The sequence below is a fragment of the Chlamydiota bacterium genome (genome assembly GCA_016178055.1).
Classification (GTDB): domain Bacteria; phylum Auribacterota; class JACPWU01; order JACPWU01; family JACPWU01; genus JACOUC01.
This window is the reverse complement of sequence record JACOUC010000047.1, coordinates 1-22,292: the sequence shown is the minus strand read 5'-3', so window position 1 is coordinate 22,292 and position 22,292 is coordinate 1. Positions and strand designations below refer to the sequence as shown.

Sequence of the window (22,292 nt, the reverse complement as noted above, 5' to 3'; positions counted from 1 at the left end):
ATGAAAATGGGACTTATGGAAAACCTTCCCTATCGCTGTAAAGAAGTGTTGGAACTCTATGGATCAGGTCAAAAAGAGATTGATCAGCTAGAAACCCTGCAAAAATCTTATGAGAAATTGGGAATGATGGCCGAGATGTATTATTCCCATCGAGGAGAACTTTCCTATGCAACACTGGTCATTTTTTTGTCTTGGACATTGCATGGAGAAATCTCGAAATTTGATCCAAAGGCTTTTAAGAAGTGGCATTCGTTAAAAACCGGTGTTCGTCGTTCGTAATTCGTATTTCGTTAAAAGACACTTTTTAAATTGATGCTATGATTTTGTCGATTTTAGCGGCCAGGATGAAATCATTTTCTGAGAGGCCATCAATGGCATGTGTCGAAAGTTCGATTCTGAGGTTCCGGTAATGATGGATATAAAGATTGGGATGATGATTTTCTTCCTCAGCACAAGCACCCATTTTGTTGACGAGGGTTAAAACAGTTTGAAAATCTTTCGCTTTAAGATTTTTGATGAGTCCTTTTCCATCAGAGGTCATTTCCCATCCTGAAAGTTGAGAGAAATAAATTCTAACCTGTTCAGGGGATAAAAGAGGCGTTTGGCCACTACAAGGTTGGCATTTTTTTTGGGTTAACTTTTGGGTATCACTCATATAAAGCTAGTATATCGTGTTTTTTAAATTTTCGTGCTAAAAAATAAGTTGTAAGTGATCAGGGATAAGAGGTAACTTTAAAGAGAATAAATATTCAATCTATTGATGGAGAGTTTTTTGATGAAGACACGGCAAAATAGTTTGGTGATTACAGCCATTGGAAATGACAGATGCGGAATTGTGGCCGGGGTGACTCAAGTCCTTTTTGAGGCGGGTTGTAATCTCGAGGATTCAAGTATGACCCTTTTAGAAGGCGAGTTTGCAATGATTCTGGTTGTAGAGATGCCTCCAGAACTCGATCTTAGTTTATTAGATAAGCATTTTGATAAAGTAAGAAAGACTCTGGGTTTAGAGGTCGTTTTAAAAAGAATGATTTTAGAAAAGAGTTCTGTATCTCTTCCCTCTCATATGATCAGTGTTTATGGGGCGGATCAGCCTGGGATTGTTTATAAGGTGACACATCTTTTGGCTGAAAAGAACGTCAATATTACCGATGTCAATACGAAAAGGGTTGATGAGAAAGGTGCCTCTCTCTATATGATGGTGCTTGAGGTCGAACTTCCGTCAGGATTAGATCAAGACTCTCTCAAAAAAGATTTAGAAGTATTAGGTAAAAATCTTTCTATTAAGATAACCCTTCATCCCATTGAAACTCTCACTTTATGAGACCTCTCAAAAAGGCCCATCTGACAACGTTTCCCGCTACGCTCCTTTGTGCGGCGTACGGGAAAAAGTACGCCTCCGCAGTCGCTTGCGGGCGCTCTTCGCTCTGGGACCTTTTTGAGAGGTCTCTAAAAATAATAGTTTTACGAGGTTTCACTTCATAGTTATGGCTATTCTTCCGGTTCTTCACTTACCTGATCCAGTTCTTAACCAGAAATCTCTTCCTGTATTACCCCCTTTTCATCATTGGGGCCCTTTGATTCATGACTTAGTTGAGACGATGGAGTATTATCCAGGTTGTGTGGGCCTTGCGGCTTCTCAGGTAGGACGTCTTGTTCAGGTCATTGTTGTTGATGTTCGTCGTTATCGTAAACCCGTCAAAGGACATGGGCTTCAGGTTCTTTTAAATCCAAAGATTCTTGAGAAACATCTTCCTCAAGTAAGTCGAGAAGGATGTTTAAGTGTGACGGATTACACCGGAAATGTTTTGAGATATCAGGAAGTTTTGGTTGAAGGCCTCACTCCTCAAGGAGAGAAAATCGAGATTCAGGCAGAAGGTTTTGAGGCCATTGTTTTTCAGCATGAGGTGGATCATTTAGAGGGGCTTTTATTTTTGGATCGGGTTTCATCCCTTAAAACAGATATTTTTCGAAGAAAGAGTTTTTTACATTAAGACCTCTGAAAAAGGCCCATCTGACAACGTTTCCCGCTGCGCTTCTTTGTCGGCGTACGACAAAAAGTACGCCTGCGCAGTCGCTTGCCGGCGCTCTTCGCTCTGGGACCTTTTTGAGAGGTCTCTAGAAATAAGTATGTTAGGGATTTTAATAATATGCCTAAAAAAACACGTGAATTACAAAAATTAAAATGGCTTTATGGGATTAACCGTATTATTACGTCCACTCAAGAACCGAGAAAGGTTTTGAAATCCCTTTTGAAGGAAACGGTGAGGATGATGAAAGCGACCAGTGGTTCAATTCTTTTAATTGAACCCAAGACGCGTTTTTTGAAGGTGGAGGTTGCTCAGAATATCAGCCGAAATAAGATTCGTTCCTTGGGTTTAAAGGTGGGAGAGGGGGTTACGGGCTGGGTGGCCAAGATCGGGCGTCCGCTTTTGGTGTCAGATGTCAAGAGGGAGCCTAAATACGTCCAAGTTGATAAGAAGATTCGTTCAGAGCTGGCTGTTCCTCTGGTTCTTAAAGCAAAGGTGATTGGAGTTATTAATGTAAATAGTACTCGCCAAAATGCATTTACTCGAATGGATTTGGAGCTTTTATCTAATTTGGCTGCGCATTCAGCACAGATGATTCAAAATGTGAGACTCTTTTCAGATACCCTCAAGCAGGCTCAGAAGCTTTCTTCTCTTTTTAATATGGGACAGACCATTATTTCAAGTATTGAGATAGAAGAAGTTTTAAACAGGGTGACAGAGGAAGCAGCTAAATTAACCGAGACCAAAATTTGTTCCTTAATGTTGCTCGATGAAAAAAAAGAAGAATTGGTCATTCGAAGTGTGTATGGAGGGTCCGAACGCTATATTCGAAAACCCAATTTACCCGTTCGGCAAAGTTTGTTGGGACAAGTGGTTCTCAAGCGTCAAGACCTTCAAGTCTTTGATGTGAAGAGCAGTAGTGTTTATCGATATCCAGAAATAGCCCAGGAAGAGGGTTTGTGTTCGCTCCTTTCTGTCCCGATGATTTTTCAAAGGAAAGTGATCGGAATTTTGAATGTCTATAGCAGTCAGTTACGTCATTATAGCCAGGAGGAGGTTGATGTTTTGTCTGCTTTGGCGAGTCTAGCGGCCATGGCCATTGAAAATGCAAGGCTTTACGGTCATACGATTCAAGCGGAGGAACATTTAAGGCAGCAGGAAAGGCTCGCGATTTTAGGTGAGGTGGCCGCTGAAATTGCTCATGAAATTCGAAATCCCCTGACGGTGATCAAGATGTTGATTCAATCGATACAAAATAATACGGAAGGAAGTGTTTCTCCCATCCTTCGAAAGGATATTGAGGTTGTAGGTGAAAAAATTCGTCATATGGAAAGGATTGTCGATCAAGCGCTTTCGATAGGGCGGCCCGGAGAAATGTTTTTGGAACAGACGGATTTAAGAATTTGTTTGGATGAAACCCTTGCTTTTTTAAGATTTCGTTTAGCTCAGCAACGCATTAAAGTAGAGACGCACTTTGCAAAAGAGGTTGATAAAGTCCAGGTCGATCGGGCGCTTATTTCTCAAGCTTTTTTAAATATTGTTCTGAATGCGATTCAGGCGATGCCTAGGGGTGGGACTTTAACGGTTTCGATTCATCAAGTGGAAGATAAAATACGAATTCAATTTCAAGATACAGGTGTGGGTATTCCCCCGGAATATATCAATAAACTTTTTCAACCTTTTTTTACGGCAAGGCGAGGAGGAACAGGACTGGGGCTGGCCATTGTTCAAAGGATTGTGGAAAGCCACTCCGGACGGATCTCTGTTCAAAGTGAGGTAGGAGAAGGAAGCACATTCACTTTTGAACTTTCGTCAAGGGCGGCTTGAAATGGGTGGATGAAAAGAGTCCATAGTCGACCCAGCCTCCCGCCAAAGGGCGAGGCTCGCCAAAGGCGGCGACTCGCCCTGACGAGCAAAGTCGGGCAAGGCGGGCAGTCAACAGTCGATAGTTTTAAAGGAAGCATTTATTTCTATGGACCGTGGACTGTTGACCGTGGACTCATTTTCATATCTGAATGGCAATAAATTTGATAGGATTTTGCGCTATGAATACGGTTAAAAAAATGATTCCAGTGGCAGAGCCTGATTTAGGAAAAGAAGAACTTGAGAAGGTAACGGACTGTATTCAATCTGGATGGATTTCTTCAATCGGTTCCTATGTGAATCAATTTGAGGAAGGGTTTAGCCGATTTTGTGACACTCCTTTTGGTGTTTCTTGTTCGAATGGAACGGTTGCACTTCACTTGTCACTTCTGGCCCTTGGAGTAGGACCAGGCGATGAGGTCATTTGCCCGACCCTTACTTTTGTTGCGACCGCCAATGCGATTCGCTATGTAGGGGCGAATCCCGTCTTTGTGGATTCGGAATTAATCACTTGGAATATGGATCCAGAAAAGATTAAATCCAAGCTTTCCTCTCGAACCAAGGCAATCATTGTGGTTCATCTTTACGGGCATCCAGCACGGATGACTCCTATTTTGGATTTGGCAAAATCAAAGGGGATTCCTATTATTGAAGATGCTGCTGAGGCCCATGGTGCATTTTATGAAGGGAAAAGGGTTGGATCCTTGAGTGTTTTGGGATGCTTTAGTTTCTATGGAAACAAGGTGATTACGACGGGAGAAGGCGGCATGGTGGTAACCCGGGATGCTAGATTAGACCAGCATATGCGGCTTTTAAGAGATCATGCGATGGATTCTAAGCGGCGGTACTGGCACTCTGAAATGGGATACAATTATCGTTTAACCAATCTTCAAGCGGCGGTGGGCGTTGCCCAATTAGAAAAAATTGAAAAATTTCTTCAAGTTCGAAAAGAAAATGCTAGGATTTATAGAGAACTCCTTCAAAATATTCGGGGGATCACACTTTTCCCTCAGGAAAAATGGGCTCAGCCTGTATACTGGATGATCAGTATTCTTGTTGAGAGAGAATTTGGAATGAGTCGCGACGAGCTGATTCAAGCGTTGAAAGAACGAGGGGTAGATACCCGTCCTTTTTTTGTTCCGATGCATGAGCTTCCTCTTTATCGGGCGAAAGAGTCTTTCCCGATAGCGGAGGATTTATCACGTAAGGGTCTTAATCTTCCCTCATCAACCCGTTTGACTCGCGAAGATATTGAATACGTGGTTCAAACCATTCAGGAGATTCAAATCCTTTGAGCATGATGAAAGAAGGTCTTTCAATTATTTTGCCGACTTATAATGAGCGTGAAACAATCGCTCGATTGATTCAAAAGATTATAGAGGTTCTTTCCTCAATGGTTTTAGATTTAGAAATTATTGTGGTCGATGATTCAAGTCCAGATGGAACCGCTCAAGCTGTCAAAAAATCTTTTGCAGAAAAACCTTTTGTGAAGGTTATTCAACGTAAAGAAACTCCCAGTTTAGGGGCTTCTGTCAAGGAAGGGATTCTTGCTTCATCAAAAAACCTTATTTTAATGATGGATACGGATTTTAACCATTCCCCTTTGGATATTCCGCGCTTTCTTGCTTCACTTGAGCGGGCTCAAGTGGTCAATGGCTCTCGATTTATCCGTGGAGGGGGGATGGAAAAGGCCCCTCTGCGCTATTTAGGAAGTCGTTTTTTCAATTTTATCTGTCGGAAAATTTTGGGCCTTCGAGTCACCGATATTTTAAGTGGATTTTTACTGGTCAGGAGAAGTGATCTTCTCTCGTTAGAGCTCGAAACAATATTTACAGGGTATGGTGACTTTGCGATTCGGTTTCATCAGACAGCCAAAAAAAAGGGCTGGTCGGTTCTTGAAATTCCCGTTCATTACCCTCGGCGTTTAGGAGGGCATTCAAAGACAAAATTTTTCAAACATGCCTGCCAATATTTTCGAGCTGCGATCAAAGCCAGACTTTTTATAAAATAAGATAAGTAAGAAATGAAGCTGTGATTGTCAATGAGAAGTGCGGGGGGAATTAACTCTGAAAATAGGAGAATTCCTCCGGTTAAAACCTATCTTGAACACTTGAGTGATGGTTACAACTTGATTGCACGCTTTGCCCATATTCGCGAGACGAGTATGTGATGCGTTTCTCAAGGCACAAGTACGTTGAGAGGAGAATTGCTACGAATTTTTTAGGGAAGATTCTAGTTTTGCTAGGACATGATCAAGGACTGGAATATAGCTGTCACGTATTTTCTGAAAAATCTTTTCTGATTCTTCATTGTCGTAGATATGGGAAGTTTTATTTCTATCCACAAGCATATTCAAAAAGATTTGCTCATCCTGGATCATTTGAACACGATATGAAGCTTGAAGACATTCTTTAGGCGTTTTACATAGTATTCCCTGATCTTCGAGAAACATTTTCAAACTTTTCCAAAGCAGTTCGAATGTGAATTCAAACCGTTGAATGACTCCGTCCTTATCAAGATCATCTCTGGATCGGCGGGCTCCTTCTTTCAATCGTGTAACAGCTTTCCCAAATTTACTAATCGCGTATTTAAGTTCATCTTTCATAGATCACACGACCTGTTTTTAACACAATTTTTTTGAAATCCTTCTCTACATCTCTTAAGTAAATAATATCCACCTGATGGAGGCCGGCCACTTCTTCTATTTCCTCCATTATTTTCATTTCAACGGGGGAACCCGGCTTTGTTGTGTCGACAGCAAAATCAAAATCAGATCCGAGATGAGCCGTTCCTTTCCCTCTGGATCCAAAGAGAATAATTTTCTTTATGGCCAGATACTTTAAGAGTATATGGCAGACACGATTTATAATTTCTTTTCCTCTATGCTGAGTCTCAGGAAACCCTTTTTTTGCCATTTCTTACCCTCACTGCAATCAATATATCAAATGGGTCTCTTTTGTCTACGACGATTGTTTTGAGAAGGATCTATACCACAAGGTCAGACGTTTAAACTAGTGCCTGCTAGACGAATTATGATAAAATGTTTTTATGACAAGAGAAATTTGCTTTTACCCTAATCCTATTTTACGCCGTAAGTCCCAAGAAGTGAAAACGTTCGATCGTCATTTAAGGCAATTGGTTGAAGATATGTTTGAGACGATGGAACTTGAAGGGGGCGTGGGATTTGCTGCTCCTCAAATTGGAATTTCTGAGCGTGTTTTAGTGATTGATTTAAAAGCAGGGCCTCAAACTCGTTTGGTGGTCATCAATCCTCAACTTGAGATGAGCGGGCGTTCTTCCAAGGGAACGGAAGGGTGTCTTTCTATTCCTGGTATTTCTGCGGCTGTAACTCGTCCGAGCCATGTGCGGGTAGAGGGTTTTGACGTTAAGGGTAAATCTTTTGAGCTAGAAGCGGATGGTTTGATGGCTCGAGCGCTTCAGCATGAAGTGGATCATTTAGATGGTATTTTCTTCATTGATCGTTTGAGTTCCGTTGAACGTTCTTTGATGGCAGGAAAGCTGAGGCGTTTTGAAAAGGACTTTGCATCGGGTCAAAAACCCCAGCGTATTCTTGAGAAGACAGAAAGTCTACTGTGATGTTTAATTCCTTTTTCTTGACCTTCCAAAAATCATGTTACGATCTTCATTTCTATCCGTCCTTTCTCAAGCGATCCCTCAAAGAAAATTTTTCTTATTTTTTAGGATGTGCAACTCTGTTGTCGTTTTTAGCTCTGTGGGTTCAGCTTCCTCTTTTGATCCTTCAAGTGACAGAATGGACGGATTGGGCGGTCCGCAAACTTCCTTCTTTTAGAATTGAAGAAGGGGGAGTGACTTTGATTGATACGATTCATCGCAAAACGGATCATCCTCAAAAATTATTTGTTTATGACTCTGATGATAAGAAATTTACTTTTGCGATTGATTTAGAAGAAAAGGTTGATAGCTCTCTTTATTCCAGTGCCTTGATTCTCAAAAAAGATCGTTTGTGGATTAAAGGGGGAGGAAAGGTCCGGGAACTTTTATACCCCAAAGATTTTTCTTTAACCGTTTCGCCTTTTACTTTGATTCAGACAAGAGATTTCTTTCTCTGGGTTTTACCTCTTTTTTTGGGTGTGATTCTTTTTTTACAATTGACCCTTTCTAAGGGGCTTGAAGCGGTTTTTTGGGGAACGGTAGGATTTGTTTGTCTTCGGGTTCTAAAAAAAAGTCTTTCCTGGAAATCTTGTTTTTCAATTGCTTTAGTGTCATTTACGCCTGTCCTTCTCTTTTCATTTTTTATCAGTGCTTTAGCAGACGTTAATTCCTGGTCTCTTCTGGTGGGCGATGCTCTCTATATTTTTTTCCTTGTGGGTGCTTTGAGGGCATGCGTTAAGAATGCAGTAGGGAGTAGAGAGTAGGAAGTAAGGAGAAAAAACAAAGCTGTCGTTGACTCGAGGATTTTTAATGAAAATCATTTTTATGGGGACGCCTCAGGTGGCGGCACAGTGCCTGGAAGGGCTTCTTTCTCATTTTCCCGTTGAGGTGGCCGTAACCCAGCCGGATCGTCCACGAGGCAGGGGGCTTCAGGTGACGCCTTCTCCTGTGAAAGTTATTGCCGAGAAAGAGGGGATTGAAGTTTTACAGCCTCTTAAAATGAGAGATCAATTTTTTGTTGAACGATTGAGACAGATCGCCCCAGATTTGATTGTCGTGGTAGCCTATGGAGGTTTTTTAACAGAAGAAGTTTTAAAAATTCCCCCTTTAGGCTGCGTCAATTTGCATTCGTCCCTTCTTCCAAAGTATCGAGGAGCAACCCCTGTTCAATGGGCGGTGATGAAGGGTGAAACGGAAACAGGATGGACAACCTTTTATCTTACAAAGGAGATGGATGCCGGAGATATCATTCTCCAAAGGAAAATTTCAATTCTTCCTGATGAAGATGCCCAGGTTCTTTTTGAAAGAATGATTCCCACTGGAATTCAACTTCTTCAGGAGACTGTTCAAAATGTTTTGGATAAAAAAGCTCCGCGGATTCCTCAAGATCATGGAAAAGCAAGCCTCGCTCCTAAATTGAGTAAATCAGCGGGAGAAATTGATTGGAATATACCCGCCCATATCATTTTCAATCAGGTGCGTGGATTAATTCCTTGGCCTGTCGCTTTTACTTATTTTGAGTGGCGTGGGAAACGTTTAGAATTAAGAATTTTTAAAGCGCGAGTTGAAGCACATATTGCAGAGGAGCCTGGAAAAGTTCTGGGAACAGATTCCAAGGGTTTTTTTGTTGCCACTGCTGATGGGACTTTGTGGCTTGAGAAAGTCCAAATGGAAGGATCTCGTCGGATGAACGCTCAAGAATTTTTAAGGGGGCATTCACTACCGGTTGGGGCAAAATTTGGGACTTGACGCATTGAAGAAAAAAGGGGACTGAAATTCGTCGAAGTCTAGCTACGAAATCTGATGAGAAACCCAAGCTAAAAATGGGTTCTTCACTTCAGCTTATCAATCAGAAAAAAACTTTTCAGGCGGGAGGATCTGGCGGTGGATATTGGGCAAAGATTGGGAAGAGTAGAGAGTGAGAGATTGATCCCCCCACCTATTCCGTCTTTTACCATTACATTTCAAAATACTCTTTATCCGAGACACTGACTTTCAAAATGGCTCCATGGCCATGGGTAGAATAGGTGGGGGGATGAATAACCTTGTGTGTATTTTTCGAATCTGCTAGTTTCTTAGCGTAAATTAAGGAGAAAATATATGGGACGTCAGTACAATCGGCGCATTAAACGCAAGAAAACAAAAGCCCGCTTAAAAAGAAAAGCGAAGATGATCCGCCTTAAAAAAGCAAGTCAGCCTACTTCATCGACTCAAATTGCATCTGTTGCGTGAAGAGGGAGACATTTTAAGTTTTACATTGTCATTTTGATGTTTGATTTTTGGATTTTGATTTTTATTCATGTCCCTCATGTGTTCCTAAATGCCACCCTTGTTCTGGACTGTAGTGATAACCATGATGGAGTCCGTGGACGTAGGGACTTGCGACACTTCCCGTCGGCACATGTTCTCCTCCCCCATACTCATGGGCTCCTGAGTAGGCTGCATATGGGTTAAAGTAAGAGCCTGTGCTATAAACCCCATGGTGGTGGTGAGGATAATAGTAATAGTCATAGGGGTCGTAGTAGGGATCGTAGTAATAGTCGTCATGATAAGCCAGTAGTTGAGGTGGAAATGCTAATACCAAAGTTGAGAACAAAAACGTAAAAGCCAATAAGATTTTCCTCATAAAAGCCTCCTTTACCCACTGTATTTTCTACCAAATCCATTATACCATAGCTGGGACCTCTCTCTACCTGATGGAGATCAAAAAGAGCTACAAGATGAGTTTTCAATTACTTACACCTAAAGCTTATAAAATTGCCCTTGGCAAGGGGCAAGAACTGTGCCATAAATAGCGGATAAAACAGAGATAAATAGTTCTGGGCCGTGTTCATGAATCCAAAAACATTTTATGTTAAAACCTATGGCTGGCCTTTTGTTTCGGCTTTACAATGTTCTTTTTTCGTTCTTTAAAATTCAATGAACTAATGCACCGCCCGCTTGGGCGGGCTGCGTTTGTGGTGTATGTACCGTTCGCCTCACTGTCGTTCCGCTTCACTCCACGCTCGCTGGGCCGCTCGCTAAAGCGCTAATGCAAGGGTTCGATTCGGCTTTTCGTGTTTGGCGAATTTTGGGTGGGGGCAAAATTCGCCAAACACTTTGCGTCCTCTTCCTCGCAAAAATCCTAAATAAAAAAGCATGCCCTGAGTGAAGTCGAAGGGTCCTTTTTATATTGCGGCGGCCAAAAAATTTCTAAAAGGTATTTGATTTTTGCTCGGTCGAGTCCGCCCCCGCTTGCAGCTTTATATTGAGCTGCAAGCGGGGAAGCCGAATCTTAGACCCACTCAGCACCGTCTTTGAGTCGGTCCGATCAATTCCAGACATGTCATCTGTTCAGGTGAAGGCGCCCCTGTATTTTTTGCTTTATTCGGCATACCTTTTGTTTTAATGGGTTTATATTTTATCTTTGGGCGGTTTTTATGGAAAAATTTTAAAAAGAAGAAAACTTATTATGCCATCAACCCATAACCGATAAGAGGGTTATTGTGCTGACAGAAGCAATGGGACGAAATATTCAGGCTGAATTTATTGATAGGATTTCAAGCGTTAATAAGTCAATCGGGCAAATGGTATTGGGACAGTACGTTTCGGCAGTTCGAATATGATGGCATCAATGTATGGAAATACGGGTATGGATTTTTTGGTTCTTTTTACGGCCAAGATGTGCCGACCTTCTATGATATTAAAGAAGCAGATAGGGTGTATAATCTGGTTATGGAATTAAGGATGAAATAATGGAGGTCAAAATGAATGAAAAGAAAATAGTTGTAGGTTTTTGGATACGATTATTTTCAGATTCTTTAGATGCGATATTTCTCGGGGCGCTTGGTTTTGTTTTATCTCTTCCATTAGGGAGTATGTTCTACAAAATGGGAGAAAATGGACTGTGGTTAGGTTTAGTTATTACTTTTCTGTATACAGGTATTTTGCAAAGCGGAATTGGGCAAGGTCAGAGTCTTGTAAAGAGATTGCTTAAGATTCAAGTATTACGTTTAGACGGGTCATTTCTAAATTTGCCCCAGTCATTTTTGAGATATTCGGTCATCCTATTTTGAGTATAATTATCCGTATACCACGGATGGTAAGCATTATAAAAAGGATACTAAATAGAAAATGGCATTTAACTCGGAATATACCATAACACCGAAGATCAACAAGGCGCTTGTAGAGATTGAGCGGGTGCGGGGGTTTCTGGATGCGGTAAAGCTCAAGGATGACTGGATCGCCGATATGCAGAAAAAGGCGCTTATTCTTGAGTCGCACCATTCCACGCACATTGAAGGTACGGCCCTAAGCCTTGAGCAGGCCAAGAGCATCTTGGAAGGCAAAAAGGTTAAAGGCGTCAGCCGTGATGATGAAAAAGAGCTTTTGAATTACAAGAAGGCAATGGATTTTATTTCGAGATATCTCGGTAAGGATGATCCGGTTTCAGAAGGTATTGTCCGTGAGGTTCACAAGATTCTGGTTAAAGGCGTCCGGGGTGAAAACGCAGATCCTGGCAATTACAGAAAGATTCAAAACTATGTCGTTAATTCCCGCACACGTGAGGTAGTTTATACTCCACCTGCGCCCTTAGAGGTTCCGCATCTCATGCGGGAGTTTACAGAGTGGATTAACAAGGCAGAGGACGCATCTCCTATCCTTGTGGCCGGTATCGCTCAATTTCAACTTGTACATATTCATCCGTTCATTGACGGTAACGGCAGAACAGCCCGGCTCCTTTCAACGCTTATCCTCTACAAGACCGGCTATGATTTTAAACGGCTCTTTACCATTTCGGAGTATTACGATAAAGATCGGCCGAACTATTATCAGGCCATTCAGACCGTCCGCAAGAATAACATGAACATGACCACGTGGCTTGAGTATTTCGTTGACGGCTTGCGTTCACAGATGACTGAGATTCAGGCTAAAGGCGAGCAGTTGATTAAGCAGGACAGCCAGCTTCAAAAGATTAAGAAGATCGGGCTGAGTAAGCGTCAGGAGAAAGCTGTTAAGCACCTTATTATTAAAGACAGGCTCTCCGTTAATGAATATCAGTCTGTCGCCTCTTGTATCCGGCGCACGGCTCAACGGGATTTGGAAGAATTGGTTGAAAAAAAGATTGTCAAAATCGTGGCAAAAAGCCCGACGGACCCCACCAAGCACTATGTTTTACTGTGACACTCTACTGTGACATACTGTGACATGTTACTGCGACACGCTTAAGAGGCAATAAATGATATGTTATCGAAATAGCCAAGTATTTTGGTGATTCCTCGGAGAATGAGTAGTTGTTACTAACGGATGAAGAGGATTTTTAAATCAAATACCTTTTAAAAATTTTTTGGCCGCCGCAATATAAAAAGGACCCTTCGACTTCACTCAGGGCATGCTTTTTTATTTAGGATTTTTGCGAGGAAGAGGACGCAAAGTGTTTAGCGAATTTTGCCCCCACCCAAAATTCGCTAAACACGAAAAGCCGAATCGAACCCTTGCATTACCGCTTTAGCGAGCGACCCAGCGAGCGTGGAGTGAAGCCGAACGACAGTGAGGCGAAACGGGTGCAAACACCACAAACGCAGCCCGCCCAAGCGGGCGGTGCATTAGTTCATTGAATTTTAAAGAACGAAAAAAGAACATTGTAAAGCCGAAACAAAAGGCCAGCCGAAGGTCCGGATAAAGACTTTGGGGGCAAAAAATTCAAAAGAAAAAATCTTTTTGTGGGCGATTTTTATGTTTTTAAAAAGCAGATTTAGAAATTTATTTACTGGAAAGAAAAAATTATGCAAAATCCAATACCCCAAATAATTATTCCTGAATTGCCAGATAAGTTAAAGAATTTATCTAAGGGAGAAGAAAAGATTAAAAGTGATTCTATCATTTTATTAAAAAGCGATGCCATTTTGGACAGGCGTCTTACAGCCTATGAGCTGGCAATGGATACAGTCTACTCATTAGTAAAAGACCATAGAAATATAAACGATGATGAGCTAACTATTCAATATGTGGGCATTCGTCTTTTTAATGCTCTTTCTGTTTCTTTACGCTTGATGTTATCCGGATATTATCAAATTTCTTTTGCTATACAGAGAGACATAATTGAAATGTATTTTCTTTTAGACTATTTCCTTTATATTCAAGATAAAATTGCAGAATGGAAAAATAGTGGTAATGAAGAACGAATCAAAAATTATAGCCCCGGGAAAATTCGAGACATTTTGGATAAGCGAGATGGGCTTATAAATAAGAAACGAGAAAAGAAATATAAAATGTTTTGTGAGTATGCTGCACACGTAAGCTATACTGGAAACAAACTTGTTGCTTCTAAGGGTCTTGGTGAAATAGGGCCTTTCTTTGATGATAAATATTTAAAAAGTTGCTTTACCGATTTGATAGAAAATAGTTTTTATGCCGTTTTATTATTCATGGGGCATTTTAAAAATATAAAAGATGTAAATATTTTAAAATCAAAGACTGACTTCTTAAAAGAAATAGCCGAATGGTATAAAGAACGTTATAAAGCAGAACCGCAGATTGATTTTAATAAGATCGACGAATTATTGGATAAGCTATTTGAGGAGTAGATGATGGTAGCAATTTACATTCGTGTTAGCACAGAAGATCAAGCCAAAGAGGGTTATTCTCTTGAGGTCCAGAGGGAATATCTTGAAGCTTTCGCTAAACGCGTAGGTCTTGAGATATTCAGGGTTTATCAAGACGACGGCATAAGCGGTTATTCTACCGAGCGCCCTGCCCTGAAAGAGCTTCTTAAAGACGCAAAAGGGAAAAAGTTTGACTTAGTTTTGGTATACAAGATTGATAGATTTAGCAGGAACTTAAAAGATTTACTTAACTTAGTAGATGAACTATTGTCTTCCGGCGTTGGTTTTAAGTCAGCAACAGAACCGTTTGATACTACAACATCAGCGGGAAAGCTTATATTTCAGCAGTTGGGGAGTTTTGCAGAGTTTGAGAGGAATAGAATTGCTGAGAGAGTATTTCCCGGTATGGTTAAAGGTGTTCAGCGAGGCAATTGGCAGGGCGCTCGATATGCTCCTTATGGGTTATACGTATAACAAAGAGAAAAAACTTTTAGAGATAGATGAGGAAGAAACGAAAGTCGTTAAACTCATTTATACCATGTTTCTTTGCGATAAGAGCATTCGTAGTATTACCGAGTATCTTACTCGTAAAGGATACAGAAATAGAAAGGGCAATATATTTAGTACTAAGCTAATTGGCGATATCCTAAAAAATAAAATTTATACAGGTAAGCTTGTTTGGAACGCCCATTATTACGACAAAACGCAGAAGACGAAGAAAGGCTATCGCTACATAAAGAACCCACCTGAAAAAGTTATAATCTCGCAAGGTAGACATCAGCCTATTATTCCAGAAGAAGATTTTGAGCTTGTGCAAGAGAAGCTCAAAGCACGAAGGGTTGAGCGAAGGAAGAAGGTAAACGACTATCCGTTTTCAGGCCTGCTTTATTGTGCAAAATGTAATCATAAATATTTAGGCATTTCGTCTATTTCTAATCACCGTACCGGCGTTAAAAAGAGATGGTATCGTTGCGTCGGGCCTTACAGAAGCTTTATCAAGTGTAAAAACAAGAGTGTGAAGGGGCAAGAAATAGAGTCAGAAGTAGCAGCGATATTAGAGACACTTCTTAAAAATGACAAGCTAAAAACGAGCCGATGGATGAACGTGACCGCCGCAAATTTTCCCGTCTTTGCAGAAAACGCAAAAACTGACCTCTTGAAGGTCAAAAATAGGCTTGAAAATAATCTTAAAAAACAATCAAAATTAACTGACGCCTATTTGGAAAATTTGCTGAGTGAAGAACTATATAAGCAGAAAAACGAAGGCCTAAGACAGGAGGAAGAAGAATTGAAGAAACTCATTGCATTACAAGATGTTAGAGAGATTGAGAGGGAGCGGTCAAAGGACTATCTGGACAGGGTAGAGGAGTTTTTAGAAGGCTATGATCCAAACAAGAAAGAGATCGAAGAAACAATAGTGAATCCTAATTTAATTCAACAAGGAGACTTTGGCGAAATTTTGGCTTTAAAATATTACTCAATGGAACCCTTGGAACCCTTCACTAAAAAATATCTTGTTGTTGCTTATAAAGAATTGACTCGCGAGGATGGTTTTATTTTAACGGCCTATTTGTCAAATTCACCTTCAAAAAGGAGAAAAATTCTATGGAAGCATTAAAAATTCTTGAGGGAAAGTCAAATTTAAATTGGGATTACGATGAGGAAGCAGATGTTCTTTATATTTCTATTGGAAGGCCGCGTCCAGCTGTAGGAGTTGATATTGGAGAGGGTGTTATCGTCCGCTACGATGAGAAAAAAAAAGAGGTGGTGGGTCTTACGATTATTGGTTTTCGGGTTAGAACATTGCAGGGTTTAAAAGCGGCATAAGGATTTTCATCATGATGAATCCAAAAACATTTTATGTTAAAACCTATGGCTGTCAGATGAATGTTTATGATTCTGAAGCGATTGAAGGCCTGCTTCTTGAACATCAGTTGGTGCCTGCAGCCGAAGATGAAGCGGATATTATTCTTCTGAATGCGTGCAGTGTGCGTGATTTGGCAGAGCAAAAAGTGATTGGGAAGGCAGGAATTTTATCGAAGCTGAAGAGGAAAAAAGAAGATCTTGTTTTAGGCATTTGCGGTTGTATGGCCCAAAATATGAAGGATGAATTATTCAAAAAAATTCCTGCCCTAGATCTGGTTTGTGGTCCCAATGATATTATTCATCTTCCTAAAATGATTGATGAGGTCTTTCAGGGGAAGAGAAGACAAATGCAGGTTGAGAATCCTCGTTGGGTGATGACCTCTGAGATTCCCAAAAATCGTAAGAAGGGGGTAACGGCTTGGCTTTCGGTGATGAGGGGATGTAATCACTCCTGTACCTTTTGCATTGTCCCTCGTGTGAGGGGAAAGGAGGTTAGCCGATCTCCGGAAGATATTTTGAAAGAGGTCGAGCAGTTGGTGAATGATGGATTTAAAGAAGTCACTCTTTTAGGTCAGAATATTAATTCTTACGGACGAGATTTGGGAAGGGGAATTCATTTTCCTAAACTTTTAGAGATTTTGAATGAGGTTGAAGGGCTAGAGCGTATTCGTTTTACAACGTCACATCCTGTAGATATTCGTGATGAATTGATACATGCCATGGGAAGGTTAGATAAGGTTTGTGAAGCGCTTCATTTTCCTCTTCAGGCGGGTTCTAATCGCATTCTTGGATTGATGAAAAGGGGATATACGCGGGAAGGTTATTTTGAAAAGGTTTTGAAGGCAAGAGAACGCATTCCCGGCGTATCGATCTCAACCGATGCCATTGTCGGTTTTCCGGGTGAGACCGATGAAGATTTTATGGAAACGTGTCGAGCTTTTAAGGAAATTGCTTTTGATGGGGCGTTTATTTTTAAATATTCAAGACGATCTCAGACCCCAGCCGTCGAGATGCCCGATCAAGTTCCCGAAGAGGTGAAAGAAGATCGACATCAAACGCTTCTTAAACTCCAGGATGAAATTTCATATCAGAAAAACCAGAGTTTTTTGGGAAAGACGATCGACGTTTTGGTGGAAGCCCCTGATAAAAAGAATAAGGCCCTTTTTTTTGGGCGCTCCCGTGATAATCGGATGGTTTTCTTTGATGGAAAACCTTCCTCTATTGGATCCGTTCTTCCGATTTGTATTGAAAAAGTGACCGCTTACGCGTTGTACGGAAAGATAAAAAAATAGCTAGAGGCTCGAAGCTGGAAGCTCGAGGCTGAAACAAAAACAGAAAACCGGGGCCAACCGGTAACAGGTAACGAGCAACAGGTAATGAATATGGACGGAACACTTACCCCGATGATGCAGCAGTATCGACAGGTTAAAGAGTCTCATCCTGATGGGGTTCTCTTTTTCAGATTAGGAGATTTTTATGAAATGTTTTTTGAGGATGCCCAGAAGGCTTCTCAAATTTTAAATATCGCTCTTACCTCCCGTGAAGCAGGAAAAGGGAAAAAAGCTCCCATGTGCGGCATTCCCTTTCATGCTGCAGAATCCTATATTGCAAAGCTTTTATCGGCAGGTTTAAAAGTTTCTATCTGTGAACAAATGGAAGATCCCGCCCAGGCCCGTGGGATCGTCAAACGAGAAGTGATTCGCACCATTACGCCAGGAACGGTTTTAGAAACAGGGGTCGTGGCGGATAAGAGAAACAATTTTCTGGCTTCCATTACGGGCAAGGGAGATCAATTTGGTTTGAGTTTAATGGATGTGACGACAGGAGAGTTTAAAGTTACAGAGCTTACTTCAAAGGAAGAATTAATGCGGGAGCTGGCTCGTCAGTCTTTAAGCGAATGTTTGATCCCCAAGAGTTTTGAACAAGATTTATCTCTATTTTTATCTCGTGAACTCCCTCGGGTGATGGTGACTGCGATTGAGGATTGGAAATATGATTTTGAAACTTGCCAAAATCTTTTAAAAGAGCACTTTCATATCCAGTCCCTGGATGGTTTTGGCTGTCGGGATTTGACCTGGGGTGTGATGGCCTCAGGTCTTATTTTGAATTATGTGAAGGAAACGCTTGGAAATTCAGCCACTCATATTACTCAACTTCTTTCCTATCAGAGAACCGATGCGTTGAGACTTGACAAAATTACACTTCGAAACATGGAACTTTTGGATTCACTTCATCCCATGGAAGGCAATAAAGGAACTCTGTTATGGGTTTTGGATCAAACACGTACAGCCATGGGAAGCCGTTTACTTCAACATTGGATCACACATCCTTTGCTTGATCTTCATGAGATTTATCGCAGACAAGAAGGGGTGGGAGAATTATTTGAATGGGGAGTAGAACTTGGAAAATTACGTGAAATTTTGGGGGATATCAGGGATTTGGAACGACTTTTGAGTCGGATTCACTGTGACTTTGCCAATGCAAGAGATTTGGTAAGTCTTCGAATTTCTTTAGAGATCATGCCCACTTTAAAAGCCCAGTTGAATCTTTTTCACTGCGAGATTCTGTCGTCTCTTCGAGAGGATTTGGTGGATTTAAGTCCTTTAAAAGAATTGATTGAAAAGGCGATTGAAGATCATGCCCCGTTAGGGTTAAGAGAAGGAGGAATGATTCGTCATGGCTATGATTTGGCTCTTGATGAGTTGCGGGATATTGCCAGAAGCGGAAAGGATTGGGTCACTCAACTCCAGAAAAAGGAAATCGAGCGAACAGGGATTAAATCGCTTAAAGTTGGGTACAATCGTGTATTCGGTTATTATATTGAGGTGAGTTCTCCCAATCTTCCTCAAGTTCCCTTGGATTATATTCGTAAACAGACCTTGGCGAATGCAGAGCGGTTTATTACAGAAGAGTTAAAGCATTATGAGGAGAAAATTTTAGGAGCTCAAGGTAAGAGCGAAGCATTAGAGTATGAAATTTTTATTAAAATTCGGGATGAGGTGAAAAGCTATACCGCTTCTATTCAAAAAATGGCTCAAGCGGTTGCAACTTTAGATACCCTCACTTCTCTTGCTTTGGTGGCGCTCAAGAATGATTATGTCTGGCCTCAAGTGAATGATTCAGATGTCATTGAAATTGAGGAGGGACGCCATCCCGTGATAGAACAGATTTCTGTGGGAGAAGGTTTTGTCGCCAATGACACTTTGTTAGACGGGCATGAAAACCAAATTTTGATGATTACAGGGCCTAATATGGCGGGTAAATCCACTTATTTACGTCAGGTGGCTTTGATTGTTCTCATGGCCCAAATGGGGAGTTTTGTCCCTGCTCAAAAGGCATCAATCGGTCTTGTCGATCAGATTTTTACAAGGATTGGGGCGAATGATGAATTGGCCAGAGGGCAAAGTACTTTTATGGTTGAGATGAATGAGACCGCTAATATTCTGCATCATGCAACGCCTAAGAGCCTCGTTATTTTGGATGAGATTGGGCGAGGGACGAGCACGTTTGATGGAATTTCCATTGCATGGTCGGTGGCGGAATATCTTCATCAAGATCCGGATGTAAAGGCGAGAACCTTATTTGCCACACACTATCACGAGTTGACGGATTTGGAGATGACCCTTCCGGGAGTCAAAAATTATAATGTGATGGTTCGGGAATGGAACGACAAAATTATTTTTGTTCGAAAGATTGTTCGTGGGGGGGCGGATAAAAGTTATGGGATTCATGTGGCGAGGTTAGCAGGGCTTCCTAAAGCGGTGATTGAACGGGCCAAGGATATTTTATCCTGTTTAGAGGAGGGGACCATTCGTTTGGAAGAATTACCTAAAGGGCCCTTTTTGGAGAAAGGATTGGAAGACGCCCCGCGTCAACTCACTCTTTTTGACCCGCGGTCAGGTTTAGTAGAGGCACTGAAAATTTTAGATTTGGATCGATTAACACCCGTGGATGCTTTGCTTAAATTGAAAGAATTAAAGGAAAAATTTTTGAAAGTGTGAGATATGAAAATTCATCGTTTGCCAGAAGAGGTGGCCAAAAGAATTGCTGCTGGTGAGGTGGTTGAGCGACCTTTCTCCGTTGTGAAAGAGCTTTTGGAAAATGCACTGGATGCGGGAGCCAAGCGGATTGATCTTCAAATTAAGGGGGCAGGGAGGTTGTTGATACGGATTACTGATGATGGTTGCGGAATGGATCAAGAGGATTTAAAAATTGCCATTCACCGTCATACGACCAGTAAAATTGGGACGGTGGAAGATATCGAGGCGATTACAAGTTTAGGATTTCGAGGTGAAGCCCTTTACAGCATTGCTGCCGTTTCAAAACTGGATATCGTCAGTTCAACACGAGATGCGGGTATGGGCCATCGACTGCGTTCAGAAGGCGGACAAATTCTTCATTTGGAAGAGGCAGGAGCTTCGGTGGGGACAACAGTCGAAGTGAGAGACCTTTTCTGGAATACACCGGCTCGATTAAAGTTTTTGAAAAGTGCTTCGACTGAAGTGAATCATATTTTTGAGACTGTAGCGCATCATGCACTGGCTCGCCCAGAGATCGGCTTTCGATTGGAGGCTGACGGAAAAATTCTGATGGATTTAAATCATACCCATGATTTGCTTTCAAGAATTAAAGAGCTTTATGAGGGGTTAGGAGAGGATTGGATTAAAGTAGCTTTTGAGGATCCATCGATTCAGATCCGAGGATTTTTAGCCCATCCAAAAATGTCACGGGCCAATAGATCCCATCAATTTTTCTTTGTAAATCGGCGACCGGTGAAGGCACTCGCTTTGGGTTATGGCTTAGAAGCGGCTTTTCATTCTTTGGTTCCCGAGGGACGTCATCCTGTCGGGTTCATTTTTTTAGAATTAGATCCAGGAGCAGTAGATATTAATATTCATCCAGCCAAGCGGGAAATCAGATTTCATCGATCTAGTTGGGTTCAGGATTCTTTGAGAGAAGCTGTGCGCCGGGCTTTATCTGAGGGCTTTGCTTCTGGCTCACCCAATTCTACTGTGTGGCCTGAAAAGGTAAGGGATGCCGTTTCAGATTTTCTTCAGCGCCCAAGTGTTTCTTCAAGGCCTTCCTATGGAAGCAAACCCATTTTTCAAAATCATGAGAAGATTTTTTCTTCTAGCTTGGACCCTCAGAAAGAGGGAGTCCATGCCTCAACTTTTCAGATTCAGACCTTTCCCGATGATCTTGAACGCTCTCATGCCTTTAGGGTTTTAGGATGTCTGGACTCCCTTTATTGGGTGATTCAGTGGCCAGACCGATTTTCTCTTGTGGATCAACATGCGGCTCATGAACGGGTTCTCTATGAGCGATATTTAAAGGATTGGAAGAATCATAAGCTTGAGGTTCAGCCGCTCTTGATTCCAGCAACTTTTGAACTTTCAAAAGAGGATCACTCTGTGATGTTGGAATATCAAGAGACTTTGAGGGAGTTGGGATTTGGTTTGGAAGAGTTTGGAGAAAATTCTATTTTGGTGAATCAAGTTCCGGCCTATTGTCAAACCCATGAATTAAAAGGGCTCATTTTAGATCTTCTTGATGATTTAAAAACTTTTCGAAAAACCCCTGCTTACGGTGAGCATCGATTGGAAGAGCGAATCATCTTGAGGGCCTGTAAGAGTGCGGTCAAGGCTCATGATTCAATGAGTTCTCAGGAAATTGAGCGTTTGATCGAAGATCTCCTGTCTCTGGAACTCCCCTATACCTGTCCCCATGGTCGACCCACCCTCATTCAGTTGACGGCAGATGATTTAGCGAAGATGTTTAAAAGAAAATAATTTTTGCTTGACTGCTTCAAAAAATCGCGATATTTTGAAGCTTATGTACCCACCATCTGATGCACCATCCGAGAGGGGACATCGGTCTTCATTCAATGTTCAAGCTGTCCAAAAGAAGGACAGCTTTGCATCAGGTGGTGGGATGATTCATAGAATATTACCTCTTCCGCTTAAGCATAACGTGGACAAGCCAGAACCAAACAGGGTTAAACCCAGAATTTGCAATAGGCCGCGGAATTCGACGCAAGATCTTGGCCACCTTGGCCTTCAGAAAGGCTCGACAGACATCTGTCAATGTATGCCTTAAGTTTCCCCCTGCGGGGACCTTGTCTTCAGGCCAATCTGGCTCAAGCTCTTGCTCTTGAGTTCTCGCGTCTATTGCAAAATCTGGGTTAAATATTAATCTAATGGTGCAAATAGAATCCTGGATCAGTCATAGGGTTGTCCAGGTTATTCCTAAAAATATTCACAAAAAACGTGAATATTTTTAGCATTAAAATAAAAAGTTGGACTTGGAGCGAAACACCTGC

The 22,292-nt window shown here is 41.5% G+C and carries 22 protein-coding genes; 18 read left to right on the top strand and 4 right to left on the bottom strand.

What is annotated here, in order from left to right; translation table 11 throughout:
- Positions 1-279: a hypothetical protein gene (locus tag HYS07_07305; GenBank protein ID MBI1870982.1), complete on the top strand. Its 279-nt coding sequence runs from the start codon at positions 1-3 to the stop codon at positions 277-279.
- A gap of 25 nt (positions 280-304) precedes the next feature.
- On the opposite strand, the gene HYS07_07300 is transcribed toward HYS07_07305, so the two are convergent.
- Complete coding sequence (locus HYS07_07300; protein ID MBI1870981.1) at positions 305-655, bottom strand: 4a-hydroxytetrahydrobiopterin dehydratase; 351 nt, start codon at positions 653-655, stop codon at positions 305-307.
- Positions 656-772: 117 nt separating this feature from the next.
- On the opposite strand from HYS07_07300, the gene HYS07_07295 reads away from it, so the two are divergent.
- From HYS07_07295 to HYS07_07275, 5 genes are all read left to right on the top strand, one after another.
- Positions 773-1,321 carry an ACT domain-containing protein gene (locus tag HYS07_07295; GenBank protein MBI1870980.1) on the top strand — a complete coding sequence of 183 codons (549 nt, stop codon included), beginning with the start codon at positions 773-775 and terminating at the stop codon, positions 1,319-1,321.
- 163 nt (positions 1,322-1,484) lie between these two features.
- Positions 1,485-1,991 (top strand): peptide deformylase, encoded by a 507-nt coding sequence (gene def / locus HYS07_07290; GenBank protein MBI1870979.1) that lies wholly within the window; start codon positions 1,485-1,487, stop codon positions 1,989-1,991.
- Positions 1,992-2,147: 156 nt separating this feature from the next.
- Positions 2,148-3,854 carry a GAF domain-containing protein gene (locus HYS07_07285; GenBank protein MBI1870978.1) on the top strand — a complete coding sequence of 569 codons (1,707 nt, stop codon included), beginning with the start codon at positions 2,148-2,150 and terminating at the stop codon, positions 3,852-3,854.
- A 236-nt stretch (positions 3,855-4,090) separates the two neighbouring features.
- Positions 4,091-5,185: a DegT/DnrJ/EryC1/StrS family aminotransferase gene (locus HYS07_07280; GenBank protein ID MBI1870977.1), complete on the top strand. Its 1,095-nt coding sequence runs from the start codon at positions 4,091-4,093 to the stop codon at positions 5,183-5,185.
- Positions 5,182-5,901 (top strand): glycosyltransferase, encoded by a 720-nt coding sequence (locus tag HYS07_07275; GenBank protein MBI1870976.1) that lies wholly within the window; start codon positions 5,182-5,184, stop codon positions 5,899-5,901. Before HYS07_07280 ends, HYS07_07275 begins: the two co-directional genes overlap by 4 nt.
- Before the next feature lie 198 nt (positions 5,902-6,099).
- Here the strand turns inward: HYS07_07275 and HYS07_07270 are convergent, their stop codons facing one another.
- Positions 6,100-6,495, bottom strand: coding sequence for a nucleotidyltransferase substrate binding protein (locus tag HYS07_07270; GenBank protein ID MBI1870975.1), 396 nt, complete (start codon positions 6,493-6,495; stop codon positions 6,100-6,102).
- A complete protein-coding gene (locus tag HYS07_07265) occupies positions 6,485-6,805 on the bottom strand; it encodes a nucleotidyltransferase domain-containing protein (GenBank protein ID MBI1870974.1) in 321 nt (106 codons plus the stop codon). The genes HYS07_07270 and HYS07_07265 overlap by 11 nt, the downstream gene beginning before the upstream one ends.
- 133 nt (positions 6,806-6,938) lie before the next feature.
- Here HYS07_07265 and def (HYS07_07260) point away from each other — a divergent pair, with 133 nt between their 5' ends.
- The 3 genes from def (HYS07_07260) to HYS07_07250 are packed head-to-tail and all read left to right on the top strand — an operon-like array spanning position 6,939 to position 9,272.
- Positions 6,939-7,487, top strand: a complete 549-nt coding sequence (gene def, locus HYS07_07260) for a peptide deformylase (GenBank protein MBI1870973.1) — start codon at positions 6,939-6,941, stop codon at positions 7,485-7,487.
- Positions 7,487-8,287, top strand: coding sequence for a DUF1189 family protein (locus HYS07_07255; GenBank protein ID MBI1870972.1), 801 nt, complete (start codon positions 7,487-7,489; stop codon positions 8,285-8,287). The genes def (HYS07_07260) and HYS07_07255 overlap by 1 nt, the downstream gene beginning before the upstream one ends.
- A gap of 46 nt (positions 8,288-8,333) precedes the next feature.
- Positions 8,334-9,272, top strand: coding sequence for a methionyl-tRNA formyltransferase (locus tag HYS07_07250; protein ID MBI1870971.1), 939 nt, complete (start codon positions 8,334-8,336; stop codon positions 9,270-9,272).
- Between the two features lie 544 nt (positions 9,273-9,816).
- On the opposite strand, the gene HYS07_07245 is transcribed toward HYS07_07250, so the two are convergent.
- Entirely contained in the window at positions 9,817-10,149 is a 333-nt protein-coding gene (locus HYS07_07245; GenBank protein ID MBI1870970.1) for a hypothetical protein, read from the bottom strand.
- A 1,120-nt stretch (positions 10,150-11,269) separates the two neighbouring features.
- Here HYS07_07245 and HYS07_07240 point away from each other — a divergent pair.
- The 9 genes from HYS07_07240 to mutL all read left to right on the top strand — a co-directional run bounded on the left by HYS07_07240 (position 11,270) and on the right by mutL (position 21,762).
- A complete protein-coding gene (locus tag HYS07_07240) occupies positions 11,270-11,578 on the top strand; it encodes an RDD family protein (protein ID MBI1870969.1) in 309 nt (102 codons plus the stop codon).
- A gap of 58 nt (positions 11,579-11,636) precedes the next feature.
- A complete protein-coding gene (locus HYS07_07235; GenBank protein MBI1870968.1) occupies positions 11,637-12,686 on the top strand; it encodes a Fic family protein in 1,050 nt (349 codons plus the stop codon).
- A gap of 602 nt (positions 12,687-13,288) precedes the next feature.
- Complete coding sequence (locus tag HYS07_07230) at positions 13,289-14,089, top strand: hypothetical protein (protein MBI1870967.1); 801 nt, start codon at positions 13,289-13,291, stop codon at positions 14,087-14,089.
- Positions 14,090-14,581, top strand: a complete 492-nt coding sequence (locus tag HYS07_07225; GenBank protein MBI1870966.1) for a recombinase family protein — start codon at positions 14,090-14,092, stop codon at positions 14,579-14,581.
- Positions 14,556-15,725 carry a recombinase family protein gene (locus HYS07_07220; protein MBI1870965.1) on the top strand — a complete coding sequence of 390 codons (1,170 nt, stop codon included), beginning with the start codon at positions 14,556-14,558 and terminating at the stop codon, positions 15,723-15,725. Before HYS07_07225 ends, HYS07_07220 begins: the two co-directional genes overlap by 26 nt.
- Positions 15,713-15,934, top strand: coding sequence for a DUF2283 domain-containing protein (locus HYS07_07215; GenBank protein MBI1870964.1), 222 nt, complete (start codon positions 15,713-15,715; stop codon positions 15,932-15,934). Before HYS07_07220 ends, HYS07_07215 begins: the two co-directional genes overlap by 13 nt.
- Before the next feature lie 11 nt (positions 15,935-15,945).
- Positions 15,946-17,265, top strand: a complete 1,320-nt coding sequence (miaB, locus tag HYS07_07210; protein ID MBI1870963.1) for a tRNA (N6-isopentenyl adenosine(37)-C2)-methylthiotransferase MiaB — start codon at positions 15,946-15,948, stop codon at positions 17,263-17,265.
- A gap of 84 nt (positions 17,266-17,349) precedes the next feature.
- Positions 17,350-19,974, top strand: coding sequence for a DNA mismatch repair protein MutS (mutS, locus tag HYS07_07205; protein MBI1870962.1), 2,625 nt, complete (start codon positions 17,350-17,352; stop codon positions 19,972-19,974).
- Positions 19,975-19,977: 3 nt separating this feature from the next.
- Positions 19,978-21,762 (top strand): DNA mismatch repair endonuclease MutL, encoded by a 1,785-nt coding sequence (mutL, locus tag HYS07_07200; protein ID MBI1870961.1) that lies wholly within the window; start codon positions 19,978-19,980, stop codon positions 21,760-21,762.
- Positions 21,763-22,292 lie beyond the last annotated feature (530 nt).

Coding starts and splice junctions, on each gene's coding strand:
- HYS07_07245 (MBI1870970.1), bottom strand. CDS start 10,149: ATGAGGAAAATCTTATTGGCTTTTACGTTTTTGTTCTCAACTTTGGTA.
- HYS07_07280 (MBI1870977.1), top strand. CDS start 4,091: ATGATTCCAGTGGCAGAGCCTGATTTAGGAAAAGAAGAACTTGAGAAG.
- HYS07_07250 (MBI1870971.1), top strand. CDS start 8,334: ATGAAAATCATTTTTATGGGGACGCCTCAGGTGGCGGCACAGTGCCTG.
- miaB (MBI1870963.1), top strand. CDS start 15,946: ATGATGAATCCAAAAACATTTTATGTTAAAACCTATGGCTGTCAGATG.
- mutS (MBI1870962.1), top strand. CDS start 17,350: ATGAATATGGACGGAACACTTACCCCGATGATGCAGCAGTATCGACAG.
- HYS07_07240 (MBI1870969.1), top strand. CDS start 11,270: ATGAATGAAAAGAAAATAGTTGTAGGTTTTTGGATACGATTATTTTCA.
- HYS07_07255 (MBI1870972.1), top strand. CDS start 7,487: ATGTTTAATTCCTTTTTCTTGACCTTCCAAAAATCATGTTACGATCTT.
- HYS07_07265 (MBI1870974.1), bottom strand. CDS start 6,805: ATGGCAAAAAAAGGGTTTCCTGAGACTCAGCATAGAGGAAAAGAAATT.
- HYS07_07270 (MBI1870975.1), bottom strand. CDS start 6,495: ATGAAAGATGAACTTAAATACGCGATTAGTAAATTTGGGAAAGCTGTT.
- HYS07_07235 (MBI1870968.1), top strand. CDS start 11,637: ATGGCATTTAACTCGGAATATACCATAACACCGAAGATCAACAAGGCG.
- HYS07_07285 (MBI1870978.1), top strand. CDS start 2,148: ATGCCTAAAAAAACACGTGAATTACAAAAATTAAAATGGCTTTATGGG.
- def (MBI1870973.1), top strand. CDS start 6,939: ATGACAAGAGAAATTTGCTTTTACCCTAATCCTATTTTACGCCGTAAG.
- mutL (MBI1870961.1), top strand. CDS start 19,978: ATGAAAATTCATCGTTTGCCAGAAGAGGTGGCCAAAAGAATTGCTGCT.
- HYS07_07220 (MBI1870965.1), top strand. CDS start 14,556: ATGCTCCTTATGGGTTATACGTATAACAAAGAGAAAAAACTTTTAGAG.
- HYS07_07215 (MBI1870964.1), top strand. CDS start 15,713: ATGGAAGCATTAAAAATTCTTGAGGGAAAGTCAAATTTAAATTGGGAT.
- HYS07_07300 (MBI1870981.1), bottom strand. CDS start 655: ATGAGTGATACCCAAAAGTTAACCCAAAAAAAATGCCAACCTTGTAGT.
- HYS07_07305 (MBI1870982.1), top strand. CDS start 1: ATGAAAATGGGACTTATGGAAAACCTTCCCTATCGCTGTAAAGAAGTG.
- HYS07_07230 (MBI1870967.1), top strand. CDS start 13,289: ATGCAAAATCCAATACCCCAAATAATTATTCCTGAATTGCCAGATAAG.
- def (MBI1870979.1), top strand. CDS start 1,485: ATGGCTATTCTTCCGGTTCTTCACTTACCTGATCCAGTTCTTAACCAG.
- HYS07_07225 (MBI1870966.1), top strand. CDS start 14,090: ATGATGGTAGCAATTTACATTCGTGTTAGCACAGAAGATCAAGCCAAA.